Genomic DNA, 14,065 nt, shown 5'->3' with positions numbered 1-14,065 from the left:
GCTGTCATGTCCTGCTCGTCACGTCACTCCGAAGAAAACTGTCGCCTCACTTTGAACACTCAACGGGCGCCTTCCGTACGGGTAGTCGAGCGACCGACTGGGGGAACCCCCGGACATCGGAGGTGGGCGTGCGCAAGGATTCCGTCGTGGCCAATGAACGTGGATCGAGGGCCCGACATCGCATGTCCCAGCCCTCGGAACCAGATGAGGAGCTGATGCGTGCGCTGTACAGAGAGCACGCCGGACCCCTCCTTGCGTATGTCCTTCGACTGGTCGCCGGTGATCGGCAACGAGCAGAGGACGTTGTGCAGGAGACGCTCATCCGTGCCTGGAAGAACGCCGGACAGCTCAATCGAGCGACCGGATCGGTACGCCCCTGGCTGGTGACGGTCGCCCGGCGCATCGTCATCGACGGCCACCGCAGCCGGCAGGCCCGGCCGCAGGAGGTCGATCCGTCGCCGCTGGAGGTCATCCCCGCGGAGGACGAGATCGACAAGGCGCTGTGGCTGATGACGCTGTCGGACGCACTCGACGACCTGACCCCCGCCCACCGGGAGGTCCTCGTGGAGACGTACTTCAAGGGGCGTACCGTCAACGAGGCGGCCGAGACGCTGGGCATACCCAGTGGCACCGTTCGCTCACGGGTCTTCTATGCCCTGCGGTCGATGAAGCTGGCTCTGGAGGAGCGGGGGGTGACGGCGTGATGAGTGTTTACGGGGGAAACCAGGGATTCGGGATGGGCGGTTCGGGTATGTCTGGACCCATGCAGGGACATCCGGTTCCGAGCGAGCACGAGACCGTCGGTGCCTACGCCCTCGGGATTCTCGACGACGCCGAGGCAACCGCTTTCGAAGCCCACCTCGCGACCTGCGAATGGTGCGCCCAGCAGCTGGACGAGCTCGCCGGAATGGAGCCGATGCTGGCCGCGCTCGCGGATCTGCCCGGTGCCGGTACGCCCGCGATCGGCGACTCCCTGTCCGCGAAGCCCAGCCCGCGTCTGGTGAACAAGCTCGTCGACGAGGTCGCCGAGCGACGTGCCCAGAAGCGCCGGCGCAGTTTCTACATGGTGGCCGCGGCGGCCGCGCTGATCGTCGCCGGTCCGTTCGCCGCGATCGCGACGACCGGCGGCGACTCGGAGGGCGGCGGCACCAGCCAGACCCTTGCGGCGAACCCCGCCAGGGACCTGTTCAACAGCATCGAGAACAAGGTCACGGGCACCGACCAGGCGAGCAAGGTCACCGCGACCGTCGCCCTGCAGGAGAAGGCGTGGGGCACCGAGACGGCCCTCGAGCTCGGTGGCGTCAAGGGTCCGCTCAAATGTTCCCTGATCTTCGTCAGCAAGGACGGCGAGCGCGAGACGGCGGCCTCCTGGTCCGTCCCGAAGTGGGGCTACGGCATCCCGGACGCCAAGACCGAGCAGGCCAGGAACCCTCTCTACGTCAGCGGCGGAGTCTCCATGGCCCCCGATGACGTCGATCACATCGAGGTCATGGATTTCGACGGAAAGAAGCTGGTCGAGGTCGACGCGTAGCTTTTACGGGTCCCCTTCGCGTACGGTTGACGGCTGCCCAGCACGTCAGAAGGGGGCCCGGTGGCCGTTCAGGCTCAGCAGGAAACCGCGCTCGAAGACTCCCTGAGAGACCGAGAGATCGGCGTCGAACAGGAACACCTGGACCGGGTGTACCAGCGGCTCGAGGAGAAGATCCACGAGGCAGAGTTCCTCATGAACGACGCGGCCAAGCGCGGCCAGGTCGGCACCCCAGGCGCGCTCGCCGAGCGCGACGCACAGGTCTTCCGGGCGGGGGTCCACCTCAATCGGCTCAACAACGAGTTCGAGGACTTCCTCTTCGGCCGTATCGACCTGCTGCCCGGCAAGGACGGCAAGAAGGGACCCGACGGCGCCTACACCGCCGTCGAGCCCGCCGAGGGCGCCGTGCGGGACGACAACACCGCCGACATCGCCGAGACCCTGCACATCGGCCGCATCGGCGTGCTCGACCAGGACTACGCCCCGCTGGTCATCGACTGGCGGGCCCCGGCCGCGGCGCCCTTCTACCGCTCCACTCCGGTGGATCCGGGGCGGGTCGTACGGCGCCGGGTCATCCGCTCCAAGGGGCGCCGGGTGCTGAGCGTCGAGGACGACCTCATGCGTCCCGAGCTCAAGGCCTTCCTCGACGGCCACGAGCTGCCCGTCATCGGCGACGGCGCCCTCATGGCCGCCCTCGGCCAGGCCCGCAGCCACACCATGCGGGACATCGTGGCGTCCATCCAGGCCGAGCAGGACCTGGTCATCCGCGCCCCCGCAGCCTCGGTGACGTACGTCGAGGGCGGGCCGGGGACGGGAAAGACGGCCGTAGCCCTGCACAGGGCCGCCTATCTCCTCTACCAGGACCGGCGCCGGTACGCGGGCGGCATCCTGATCGTCTCGCCGACCCCGCTGCTGGTGGCGTACACCGAGGGCGTGCTCCCGTCGCTGGGCGAGGAGGGCCAGGTCGCCATCCGCGCGATCGGCTCGCTCGTCGACGGCGCCGAGGCCACGCTGTACGACTCCCCGTCCACGGCCCGCGCCAAGGGCTCGTACCGCATGCTCAAGGTGCTGCGGAAGGCCGCCCGTGGGGCCCTGGAGCTGAACGATTCGCCGGCCCGGCTCAGGGTCGTCGCCTTCGGCCGCCGGCTCGAACTGGAAGCGGCTGAGCTGGGACGGATCCGCCACAACGTCCTCGGCGGTACGGCGCCCGTGAACCTGCTGCGCCCGCGCGCCCGCAAGCTGCTGCTCGACGCCCTGTGGGCGCAGTCGGGCGGCGCCACCCGCCACTCCGATCCGGAGCTCGCCGCCGAGCTGCGCTCCTCCTTCGACGAGGACGTCACCTCGGAGGACAGCTTCATCGCCTTCCTCGACGCATGGTGGCCGGAACTGACCCCGAAGGCCGTGCTGGAGGTGATGGCCGACGAGCGGCGGCTCGGCCGCTTCGCCCGCCGGATCCTCAACCCGGGCGAGGTGCGCAAGGTGGCCCGCTCGCTGAAGCGGGACGGCCACTCGGTGCACGACATCGCCATGCTCGACGAACTCCAGGCGATCCTCGGCACCCCGGCCCGCCCCAGGAAGAAGCGCGAGCTGGACCCGCTCGACCAGCTCACCGGCCTCGAAGAGCTGATGCCGGTCCGCGAGGAGTCGCAGCGCGAGCGCGCCGAGCGGCTGGCGGCCGAGCGCACCGAGTACGCCCACGTCATCGTCGACGAGGCGCAGGACGTCACGCCGATGCAGTGGCGCATGCTCGGCCGCCGCGGCCGGCACGCCACCTGGACGATCGTCGGCGACCCGGCCCAGTCCTCCTGGTCCGACGTCGACGAGGCGGCCCAGGCCCGCGACGAGGCGTTGGGCTCCCGCCCGCGCCGCCGCTTCCAGCTCACCGTGAACTACCGCAACCCCGCCGAGATCGCCGAGCTGGCGGCGAAGGTGCTGGCCCTGGCCATGCCGGGCTCGACCTCGCCGTCGGCCGTCCGCTCCACCGGTGTCGAGCCACGGTTCGTGACAACGAACAAAGGACCCGGAGCTGTCGTAGGGGACTCACTCGCGCACACCGTCCGCGAGGAGGCCGCCCGGCTGCTCGACCGCGTCGACGGCACGGTCGGCGTCGTCGTCGCCATGCAGCGGCGCGAGGAGGCGGCCAAGTGGCTCGCCGGGCTCGGCGACCGGGTTGTGGCGCTCGGCAGCCTGGAGGCGAAGGGGCTGGAGTACGACGCGACGGTCGTCGTCTCCCCGGCGGAGATCGCCGACGAGTCCCCGGCCGGCCTGCGCGTGCTGTACGTCGCCCTCACCCGGGCCACCCAGCAGCTGACGGTGGTGTCGGGGGAGCGGGACGAGCCGGATGCGACCGGGGTGCCGGACCTGCTCAGAGACTGATCCGGATGCCGCGTCCTCCCGGGGGCCGTTTTGGATCTGCGGCTACCTGGCCCGAGTAATCCGCGGTGCGGGAATGGCCTTACGGCATCCGTTTGTTAGCCTGGGTGTGGCACCGGCTCGATCCAAGCCCCCGGGCCCAACCTTCGTCGCTACGAGCGACCACTTGCCGCGAGGCGAGCATGGCGGGCCGGTGTCATGAACGTTGGAGAGACCCACGTCGCGTTGTGACGTGGGTCTCTTTTTATGGAAAGACGTGGCGAACAATACGTTCGCAATTCAAGCCCGGCTAACTCCTACTCGGCGGTAGGTGCGACGATCGGACGGCATCCAGCGTCACACGGTGAAAGCAGAGGAAGTCGGCCATGGCAACGGCGCCCAGCGTCTCCTACTCGATGACGGTCCGGCTGGAGGTGCCCGCGAGCGGAACCGCGGTCTCGCAGCTCACCGGGGCCGTCGAGTCCCACGGAGGCTCGGTGACCGGCCTCGACGTGACCGCCTCCGGCCACGAGAAGCTCCGTATCGACGTCACCATCGCGGCCACCTCCACGGCGCACGCCGACGAGATCGTCGAGCAGCTGCGCGGCATCGAGGGCGTCACGCTCGGCAAGGTCTCCGACCGTACGTTCCTGATGCACCTCGGCGGCAAGATCGAGATGGCGTCCAAGCACCCCATCCGCAACCGCGACGACCTCTCGATGATCTACACCCCGGGCGTGGCCCGCGTCTGCATGGCGATCGCCGAGAACCCCGAGGACGCCCGCCGCCTCACCATCAAGCGCAACTCCGTTGCGGTTGTGACGGACGGTTCGGCGGTGCTGGGCCTCGGCAACATCGGCCCCAAGGCCGCGCTGCCGGTCATGGAGGGCAAGGCGGCCCTCTTCAAGCGGTTCGCCGGTATCGACGCCTGGCCGATCTGCCTGGACACCCAGGACACCGACGCGATCGTCGAGATCGTCAAGGCGATCGCCCCCGGGTTCGCCGGCATCAACCTCGAGGACATCTCCGCCCCGCGCTGCTTCGAGATCGAGGCGCGCCTGCGTGAGGCTCTCGACATCCCCGTCTTCCACGACGACCAGCACGGCACGGCGATCGTCGTCCTGGCCGCCCTGACCAACGCACTTCGCGTCGCGGGCAAGGCAATTGAGAACATCCGCGTCGTCATGTCCGGCGCCGGCGCGGCCGGTACGGCCATCCTCAAGCTGCTGATCGCCGCGGGCGTGAAGAACGCGGTCGTCGCCGACATCCACGGCGTCGTGCACGCCGGCCGCGAGGACCTCGTCGACGCCGCCCCCGGCTCGGCGCTGCGCTGGATCGCCGACAACACCAACCCCGAGGGCCTGACCGGCACGCTGAAGGAGGCCGTGCGCGGCGCGGACGTCTTCATCGGCGTCTCGGCCCCGAACGTCCTGGACGGCGACGACGTGGCCGCCATGGCCGACGACGCGATCGTGTTCGCGCTCGCGAACCCGGATCCCGAGGTGGATCCGGCAATCGCCCGTCAGACGGCCGCAGTTGTGGCCACGGGCCGCTCCGACTTCCCGAACCAGATCAACAACGTGCTGGTCTTCCCGGGCGTCTTCCGCGGTTTGCTGGACGCGCAGTCCCGCACCGTCAACACCGAGATGATGCTCGCGGCCGCGAAGGCACTGGCCGATGTGGTGACCGAGGACGAGCTGAACCCGAACTACATCATCCCGAGCGTCTTCAACGACAAGGTCGCGGGAGCGGTGGCCGGCGCGGTGCGGGAAGCGGCCAAGTCCGTCAGCGCCGTGGCGTCGGTCGAGTAGTCACCCGGCCTCGGGGCGGGCGTCGGCGGGGGCTGCTGCCCCCGGACCCCGCTGCGGCCCGAAAGTGTGTGGCGGCTGTGAGGATCGCCACGGCAAGCCCTTGTGACGGCGCGTCGTGGAACCAAGGGCCTCCAGCGGCCGTTTATCGTGACGCGAAAGCTCAGGCCCTCTCTTCGTGTGACTCCCAAGGGTGTTCTCACGACTCCTCCGGGTGCCGGATTGGCTTTCCCGCCGCAGGTAGGGGCAGGATGCGTCCCTGGGCGCGAGGGTCTGACGACGGACCCGGGTCCGGGGAGTGTCCGAGGCCCCTGGCAGCATCGGCTTCGCTGTGCCCACTATGCGGCTCCGCCGCGTGGCACGCCTCAACAGCAAGAAGAACACGGGAGTAACGACATGAACCGCAGTGAGCTGGTGGCCGCGCTGGCCGACCGCGCCGAGGTGACCCGCAAGGACGCCGACGCCGTTCTGGCCGCGTTCGCCGAGACCGTCGGCGAGATCGTCGCCAAGGGCGACGAGAAGGTCACCATCCCCGGCTTCCTGACCTTCGAGCGCACCCACCGTGCCGCTCGCACCGCGCGCAACCCGCAGACCGGCGACCCGATCCAGATCCCGGCCGGCTACAGCGTCAAGGTTTCCGCGGGCAGCAAGCTCAAGGAAGCCGCCAAGGGCAAGTAAGCCTGCCGGTGCGTCTCGAAACGACGTACGAGGCTCAGTAACGCCAATGGGGCGGCCCCTTTGACCGGGGGCCGCCCCATCGTCGTGTCTACGACCGGGTCGTGGCGTCTAGCCGAGCGCCTTGCCCGGCAACTCCACCTTCGCGCCCAGCTCCACGAGCTTCTCCATGAAGTTCTCGTAGCCGCGGTTGATCAGGTCGATGCCGTGGACCCGGGACGTGCCCTGGGCCGCCAGGGCCGCGATGAGGTACGAGAAGCCGCCGCGGAGGTCAGGGATGACCAGGTCGGCGCCCTGGAGCTTGGTGGGGCCCGAGACGACCGCGGAGTGCAGGAAGTTGCGCTGGCCGAAGCGGCAGTCGGAGCCGCCCAGGCACTCGCGGTAGAGCTGGATGTGAGCGCCCATCTGGTTCAGGGCGGAGGTGAAGCCGAGGCGGGACTCGTAGACCGTCTCGTGGATGATGGAGAGGCCTGTCGCCTGCGTGAGGGCCACGACCAGCGGCTGCTGCCAGTCCGTCTGGAAGCCGGGGTGCACGTCCGTTTCGAGGGCGATGGACTTCAACTGGCCGCCGGGGTGCCAGAAACGGATGCCCTCGTCGTCGATCTCGAAGGCACCGCCCACCTTCCGGTAGGTGTTGAGGAACGTCATCATCGAGCGCTGCTGGGCGCCACGGACGTAGATGTTGCCTTCGGTCGCCAGCGCCGCGGACGCCCACGAGGCGGCCTCCAGGCGGTCCGGCAGGGCCTTGTGGTTGTAGCCGCCGAGCTTGTCCACACCGGTGATGCGGATCGTGCGGTCGGTGTCCATCGCGATGATGGCGCCCATCTTCTGCAGGACGCAGATGAGGTCCTCGATCTCCGGCTCCACGGCCGCGTTCGAGAGCTCGGTGACGCCTTCGGCGAGGACGGCCGTCAGCAGCACCTGCTCGGTCGCGCCGACGGACGGGTACGGCAGCTGGATCTTCGTGCCGCGCAGCCGCTGCGGAGCCTCCAGGTACTGCCCGTCCTCCCGCTTCTCGATGCGCGCGCCGAACTGCCGCAGCACCTCGAAGTGGAAGTCGATGGGCCGGCCGCCGATGTCGCAGCCGCCGAGGCCGGGGATGAACGCGTGCCCGAGGCGGTGCAGCAGCGGGCCGCAGAAGAGGATCGGGATACGGCTGGAACCCGCGTGGGCATCGATGTCGGCGACGTTCGCGCTCTCCACGTGCGAGGGGTCCATCACCAGCTCGCCCGGTTCCTCACCCGGGCGGACCGTCACGCCGTGCAGCTGCAGGAGACCGCGTACGACGCGCACGTCACGGATGTCCGGCACGTTGCGCAGTCGACTCGGCTCGCCTCCCAGCAGAGCGGCGACCATCGCCTTCGGTACGAGGTTCTTCGCACCGCGGACACGGATCTCGCCCTCCAGCGGGGTTCCGCCGTGGACAAGCAGGACATCGTCGTTGACGGTCATGTATCTCGCGTTCCGATGAGTTGGGCAGGGGCCAGAAGGGAAAGGGTAATCGCCGCCGACCCCCCTTCAGTAAGCCCAAGGAGGGCTCAGGATCGTCATAGCTGTGTCACAACACGAACCGTTCCCCGTCGGGCACAAGCGGTCACCATCACGGCCGTGCGCCCGGGGCGCTCCTTTCCGCCCTGAGCTGCATTCACTCCCGAACCGTGATTGCCTCCCCAAGCGAGGGGAAGATGCGGGATCATGTCTGGCATGACCGAGGTGTCCTCGCTCACAGGACGGCTGCTCGTGGCAACGCCCGCCCTGGCGGACCCGAACTTCGACCGCGCGGTGGTGCTCCTTCTCGACCACGACGAGGAGGGCTCCCTCGGTGTCGTCCTCAACCGTCCGACCCCCGTGGACGTGGGCGACATCCTGGAGGGCTGGGCGGACCTCGCAGGCGAACCCGGCGTCGTCTTCCAGGGTGGCCCGGTGTCCCTGGACTCGGCGCTCGGCGTCGCCGTCATCCCCGGCGACGCGAACGGTGAGAGCGCCCCGCTGGGCTGGCGCCGGGTGCACGGCGCGATCGGGCTGGTGGACCTGGAAGCGCCGCCGGAACTGCTCGCCTCGGCCGTCGGCAGCCTGAGAATCTTCGCCGGGTACGCGGGTTGGGGCCCCGGCCAGCTGGAGGACGAGCTGGTGGAGGGCGCCTGGTACGTCGTCGAGTCCGAGCCGGGAGACGTCTCCTCGCCGTCGCCGGAAAGACTCTGGCGCGAGGTCCTGCGCCGTCAGCGCAACGAGCTCGCGATGGTGGCCACGTACCCCGACGACCCTTCGCTCAACTGATGCCTGTGAGCTTCAGTACTCTTGGCGGTATGAGCACTCTCGAGCCCGAGCGCGGGACTGGTACGGGAACCCTCGTAGAGCCGACGCCACAGGTGTCCCACGGCGACGGCGACCACGAGCGCTTCGCCCACTACGTCCAGAAGGACAAGATCATGGCGAGCGCCCTCGACGGGACCCCCGTCGTGGCGCTCTGCGGCAAGGTCTGGGTGCCCGGCCGCGACCCGAAGAAGTACCCGGTGTGTCCCATGTGCAAGGAGATCTACGAGTCCATGGGCGCCGGCGGCGGCGACGACAAGGGCAAGGGCGGCAAGGGCGACAAGTAAGCCGTCCCACGGTCCGGCAGACGTAAGGCCTCCAAGGTGCGTTTTGCGCGCCCTGGGGGCCTTTGTGCTGCCCCGGCGTTGCAGGGAGTGCGTTCGCCGGTCACAGAGTGGTTGAGACCTCTTGTGGGCGTGTTCATGAAGTCCCTAGCCTCCGAGTGTTGTGCACAGCGAAACCGTCATTGCGCATGTTGCAACGCCCCATCGGAGGAGCACTCCATGAAGCTGTCCGTCCGACTCACCGCGCTGGCGGCCGCCGCCCTGGTCGCCGCCGCCTGCGCACCCCAGACCTCCACCAACTCCTCCTCCCGCAAGGACGAGAAGACCGGCACCCTGCGGGTCTGGCTCTTCCAGGAAGTCGGCAACAAGCCGAAGGAGAAGGTGGTCGACTCCGTCGTCACCGCCTTCGAGAAGGCCCACGAGGGCACCGAGGTCGACGTCGAGTACATCCCGATCGAGACCCGCGCCCAGCGCGTCAAGGCCGCCTTCAACGACCCGGACTCCGCCCCCGACGTGATGGAGTACGGCAACACCGACACCGCCGGCTATGTGAAGGACGGCGGACTCCTCGACGTCACCGAGGAGTTCGGCGACTGGAGCGAGACCAAGGACACCGACCCCACCGCCGAGCAGTCCGTCACCGTGGACGGCAAGATCTACGGCGCGCCCTTCTACGTCGGCGTCCGCGCCCTGTACTACCGCACGGACGTCTTCAAGGAACTCGGCCTCGAAGTACCCGGGACCATGGCCGAGTTGGCGACGACGGCCCGCAAGATCCGCGCCGCGAAGCCGGAGCTGTACGGGCTCGTGGTCGGCGGGGCGTACACGTACGGCGCGATGCCGTTCGTCTGGGCCAACGGCGGTGAGATCGCGGCCGGCAAGGGCGGCTCGTACGCCTCGGCGATCGACAGTGCGGCCGCCCAGAAGGGCATCAAGGCCTACACCTCGCTCTTCACCGACGACAACTGTCCCGCCGCCAAGTGCGCGGGCATGGGCGGCAACGACACGGTCACCGCGTTCGCGGCCGGCAAGGCGGGCATGGCGATCGGCGGCGACTTCAGCCACACCGCCGTGGAGGCCGGGAAGGTGAAGGGCAAGTACGCGGTGGTGCCGCTGCCGGGGGTCGAGGCGGGCTCCATCGCCCCGGCGTTCGCGGGGGGCAACAACATCGGCGTACTGAAGAGCACCTCGCACCGCACGCTGGCGGTCGAGCTGATGGAGCAGCTGACGTCCAAGAAGACCCAGGCGTCCATGTTCGAGGCGATGGGCTTCCTGCCGACCTTCTCCGACGTGAGGCAGCAGGTCGCGGCGGAGGAGCCGTACGTCAAGCCGTTCGCGCAGACCCTGTCCGCGGGCACCAAGTTCGTTCCGGCCTCGCCCGCGTGGGCACAGATCGACTCCTCGCTGGTGCTGCCGACCATGTTCCAGGAGGTCATCAGCGGCAAGAAGGACGTGACGGCGGCTTCTGAGGACGCCGCGAAGAAGATGGACGAGGCGTTCGGCTCCGCCGGATGACGGCGCCCACCCGCTCGGGGGGTGCGGATCGGGTGCGGCTGCCGGTAGTTCGTGGCCGGTCGCGCCCGCGCGGCGGTAGCCGCACATCCCACACAGCCCCGCGCCCCGAGGGGCGGCTGGGTGCGCGGAGTCGGATGACACCCTGGCTCTACCTCGCCCCCGCTCTCGTCGTCCTCGCCGGCCTGCTCGTCTACCCCGTCTACCAGCTCGGGCTGATCTCGTTCTTCCAGTACACGCAGGCGCAGGTCAGCGGCGGGGAACCCACCACCTTCCAGGGCTTGGGGAACTACGCGGAGCTCTTCGGCGACGACCAGTTCTGGCAGGTGCTGCTGGCGACGGTCGTCTTCGCGGGGGCGTGCGTCGTGTCGACCCTCGCCGTCGGCTGCGCTCTCGCCGTGCTGCTCACACGCGTGCGTGCCGTCCCGCGCCTCGCGCTGATGCTGGCCGCGATGGGGGCGTGGGCGACGCCCGCCATCACCGGCTCGACGGTGTGGCTGTTCCTGTTCGACCCGGACTTCGGGCCGGTGAACCGGATGCTGGGGCTCGGCGACCACTCGTGGACGTACGGGCGCTTCAGCGCCTTCTTCCTGGTCCTGCTCGAAGTGGTGTGGTGCTCCTTCCCGTTCGTGATGGTGACGGTGTACGCCGGCATCCGTGCCGTACCGGCGGAGGTACTGGAGGCCGCCGCGCTGGACGGTGCCTCGCAGTGGCGGATCTGGCGGTCGGTGCTGACGCCGATGCTGCGGCCGATCCTGGTGGTCGTCACCATCCAGTCGGTGATCTGGGACTTCAAGGTCTTCACACAGATCTACGTCATGACGAACGGCGGCGGCATCGCCGGCCAGAACCTCGTGCTGAACGTGTACGCCTACCAAAAGGCGTTCGCGTCCTCGCAGTACAGCCTGGGCTCGGCGATCGGTGTGGTGATGCTGCTGATCCTGCTGGCGGTGACGCTGGTGTATCTGCGGTTGCTGCGCAGGCAGGGGGAGGAACTGTGAGGTCCGTGAGGTCCGTGAGCTTCGTACGGCGTCCCTGGCGGCTGCTCGCGGAGGTGTCCGCGCTGCTGATCGCCGTGGTGGTGGCCTTTCCGCTGTACTGGATGGTGCTCAGCGCCTTCAAGCCGGCCGGGGAGATCGAGTCCAGCGAGCCCCGGCCCTGGACGGCGGCGCCTTCCCTGGATTCCTTCCGGCGGGTCTTCGAGCAGAACGAATTCGGCCGTTACTTCCTCAACAGTCTTGTCGTCGCATGCACGGTCGTGATCGTCTCGGCGTTGATCGCGTTTCTCGCCGCGACCGCGGTGACACGATTCCGCTTCCGCTTCCGGACCACCTTGCTGATCATGTTTCTGGTGGCCCAGATGGTGCCGGTGGAGGCCCTGACGATCCCGCTGTTCTTCCTCATGCGGGACTTCGGACAGCTGAACACGCTCGGCTCGCTGATCCTGCCGCACATCGCCTTCTCACTGCCGTTCGCGATCTGGATGCTGCGGGGGTTTGTGAAGGCGGTTCCCGAGGCCCTGGAGGAGGCCGCCCACATCGACGGGGCGAGCCGGTCGAGATTCCTGTGGCAGATCCTTTTCCCGCTGGTCTTCCCGGGGCTCGTGGCCACGAGCGTGTTTTCCTTCATCTCGGCCTGGAACGACTTCCTGTTCGCCAAGTCCTTCATCATCAGCGACACCTCGCAGTCGACCCTGCCGATGGCCCTGCTCGTCTTCTACAAGCCGGACGAGCCGGACTGGGGCGGAGTGATGGCGGCGTCGACGGTGATGACGATTCCGGTGCTGATCTTCTTCGTACTCGTGCAGCGGCGCCTGGTGTCCGGGCTCGGCGGCGCCGTCAAGGACTGAAAGGTCTGATCATTCATGGATCTCATTCCGGTACCTCACCGGACGCAGCGGGCCGAGGGCTTCTTCGAACTCGGCGACGGCTTCGGGATCGAGGCCGGGCCGGGCACCGAGGACACCGCGCGATGGCTGCGCGCGACACTCGGCGCGGCGACCGGGCTCGCGCTGCCGCCCAAGGAGGGGGGCGAGTACGACGTCCTCCATCTGTCCGTCCGGCCCGGCCTCGACGCCGAGGCCTACCGCCTCGTCGCCGCCCCCCACGGCGTCCACATCCATGGCGGCTCGCCCGCCGGTGTCTTCTGGGGCGCCCAGACGCTGCGCCAGCTTCTCGGCCCCGACGCCTTCCGGCGCGCCCCCCTTCCCGGCCGTACGTGGCGGCTGCCTCTGACGGAGATCCGGGACTCCCCCCGATTCCGCTGGCGCGGCCTCATGCTCGACGTGGCCCGGCACTTCATGCCCAAGGACGGCGTCCTGCGCTACCTGGACCTCATGGCCGCCCACAAACTCAACGTCTTCCACTTCCATCTGACGGACGACCAGGGCTGGCGCATCGAGATCAAGAAGTACCCCCGGCTCACCGAGGTCGGCTCCTGGCGGGCGCGCACGAAATTCGGCCATCGGGCCTCCCCGCTGTGGGACGAGAAGCCGCACGGTGGCTTCTACACGCAGGACGACATCCGCGAGATCGTCGCCTACGCCGCCGAGCGGCATATCACCGTCGTCCCCGAAATCGACGTACCCGGCCACTCGCAGGCCGCGATCGCCGCGTACCCGGAACTCGGCAACACCGACGTCATCACCGCATCCATTGAGGGGGGCTCCGCACTCTCCGTCTGGGACACCTGGGGGATCAGTCCGAACGTACTCGCCCCCACTGACAACACCCTGCGCTTCTACGAGGAGGTGTTCGAGGAAGTCCTGGAGCTGTTCCCCTCGGAGTTCATTCATGTCGGGGGTGACGAATGCCTCAAGGACCAGTGGCGGCAGTCGCCCGCCGCACAGGAGCGCATCAGGGAACTCGGGCTGAAGGACGAGGACGAGCTCCAGGCCTGGTTCATCGGCCACTTCGACACCTGGCTCGCCGCGCGCGGACGCCGGCTGATCGGCTGGGACGAGATCCTGGAGGGCGGTCTCGCCCCGGGCGCGGCGGTGTCCTCCTGGCGCGGGTACGCGGGCGGCATCGCGGCGGCCCGCGCGGGCCACGACGTCGTCATGTGCCCTGAGCAGCAGGTGTATCTGGACCACCGTCAGGACGCGGGCGCCGACGAGCCGGTGCCGATCGGGTACGTGCGCACCCTGGAGGACGTCTACCGGTTCGAGCCCGTTCCCGCGGAGTTGACGCCGGACGAGGTCTCGCACGTCCTCGGGACGCAGGCCAACGTGTGGACCGAGGTGATGGAGGACCAGGCACGCGTGGACTACCAGGCGTTCCCGCGCCTCGCCGCCTTCGCCGAGGTGGCCTGGAGCCGCCTGCCGGCCCCGGCGGAGCGGGACTTCGCCGACTTCGAGCGGCGGATGGCCGTCCACTACGGACGACTTGACGCCCTGGGGGTCGCCTACCGTCCGCCGACGGGACCGCGGCCGTGGCAGCGGCGCCCCGGTGTGCTGGGCCGCCCGATCGACGGCCCGCCCCCGAACAGGTAATGGAAAAAACCGGCAAGGTGTCACCGAAGAGTGTCAATCGGCACGCACCGGTGATGCCGGACGAAAACGGACCATCTCCCTGATGAGGTGGGCGAATGCCTCC

12 protein-coding genes are annotated in these 14,065 nt (G+C 68.8%); 11 read left to right on the top strand and 1 reads right to left on the bottom strand.

What is annotated here, in order from left to right:
- Window positions 1–182 precede the first annotated feature (182 nt).
- The 5 genes from AB5J49_RS18480 to AB5J49_RS18460 all read left to right on the top strand — a co-directional run bounded on the left by AB5J49_RS18480 (window position 183) and on the right by AB5J49_RS18460 (window position 6,366).
- A complete protein-coding gene (locus AB5J49_RS18480) occupies window positions 183–704 on the top strand; it encodes a sigma-70 family RNA polymerase sigma factor (protein ID WP_010039908.1) in 522 nt (173 codons plus the stop codon).
- On the top strand, window positions 704–1,531 hold the full coding sequence (locus AB5J49_RS18475) for an anti-sigma factor (RefSeq protein WP_369169727.1): 828 nt from the start codon (window positions 704–706) through the stop codon (window positions 1,529–1,531). The genes AB5J49_RS18480 and AB5J49_RS18475 overlap by 1 nt, the downstream gene beginning before the upstream one ends.
- 60 nt (window positions 1,532–1,591) lie before the next feature.
- The gene (locus tag AB5J49_RS18470) at window positions 1,592–3,904 is read left to right on the top strand and encodes a UvrD-helicase domain-containing protein (protein ID WP_369169726.1); all 2,313 of its coding nucleotides are present in this window, start codon (window positions 1,592–1,594) and stop codon (window positions 3,902–3,904) included.
- Window positions 3,905–4,266: 362 nt separating this feature from the next.
- The gene (locus tag AB5J49_RS18465; RefSeq protein WP_369169725.1) at window positions 4,267–5,691 is read left to right on the top strand and encodes an NAD-dependent malic enzyme; all 1,425 of its coding nucleotides are present in this window, start codon (window positions 4,267–4,269) and stop codon (window positions 5,689–5,691) included.
- A gap of 393 nt (window positions 5,692–6,084) precedes the next feature.
- On the top strand, window positions 6,085–6,366 hold the full coding sequence (locus tag AB5J49_RS18460; RefSeq protein WP_007382399.1) for an HU family DNA-binding protein: 282 nt from the start codon (window positions 6,085–6,087) through the stop codon (window positions 6,364–6,366).
- Between the two features lie 108 nt (window positions 6,367–6,474).
- Here AB5J49_RS18460 and murA read toward each other — a convergent pair whose 3' ends face one another.
- A complete protein-coding gene (gene murA, locus AB5J49_RS18455; RefSeq protein ID WP_369169724.1) occupies window positions 6,475–7,815 on the bottom strand; it encodes a UDP-N-acetylglucosamine 1-carboxyvinyltransferase in 1,341 nt (446 codons plus the stop codon).
- A 252-nt stretch (window positions 7,816–8,067) separates the two neighbouring features.
- Here murA and AB5J49_RS18450 point away from each other — a divergent pair, with 252 nt between their 5' ends.
- From AB5J49_RS18450 to AB5J49_RS18425, 6 genes are all read left to right on the top strand, one after another.
- Entirely contained in the window at window positions 8,068–8,640 is a 573-nt protein-coding gene (locus AB5J49_RS18450) for a YqgE/AlgH family protein (protein ID WP_030054423.1), read from the top strand.
- Window positions 8,641–8,669: 29 nt separating this feature from the next.
- Entirely contained in the window at window positions 8,670–8,963 is a 294-nt protein-coding gene (locus tag AB5J49_RS18445; RefSeq protein ID WP_369169723.1) for a DUF3039 domain-containing protein, read from the top strand.
- A gap of 216 nt (window positions 8,964–9,179) precedes the next feature.
- A complete protein-coding gene (locus tag AB5J49_RS18440; protein ID WP_369169722.1) occupies window positions 9,180–10,475 on the top strand; it encodes an extracellular solute-binding protein in 1,296 nt (431 codons plus the stop codon).
- 134 nt (window positions 10,476–10,609) lie between these two features.
- Window positions 10,610–11,473 carry a carbohydrate ABC transporter permease gene (locus tag AB5J49_RS18435; RefSeq protein WP_369169721.1) on the top strand — a complete coding sequence of 288 codons (864 nt, stop codon included), beginning with the start codon at window positions 10,610–10,612 and terminating at the stop codon, window positions 11,471–11,473.
- A 5-nt stretch (window positions 11,474–11,478) separates the two neighbouring features.
- Entirely contained in the window at window positions 11,479–12,321 is an 843-nt protein-coding gene (locus AB5J49_RS18430) for a carbohydrate ABC transporter permease (protein ID WP_369169720.1), read from the top strand.
- A 15-nt stretch (window positions 12,322–12,336) separates the two neighbouring features.
- Entirely contained in the window at window positions 12,337–13,962 is a 1,626-nt protein-coding gene (locus AB5J49_RS18425; protein WP_369169719.1) for a beta-N-acetylhexosaminidase, read from the top strand.
- The last annotated feature ends 103 nt before the right edge of the window (window positions 13,963–14,065 follow it).

The organism is Streptomyces sp. R28 (genome assembly GCF_041052385.1).
Lineage (GTDB): Bacteria > Actinomycetota > Actinomycetes > Streptomycetales > Streptomycetaceae > Streptomyces.
Note: the sequence above shows the minus strand (reverse complement) of the source record. Positions and strands in the feature narration are given on the sequence as shown.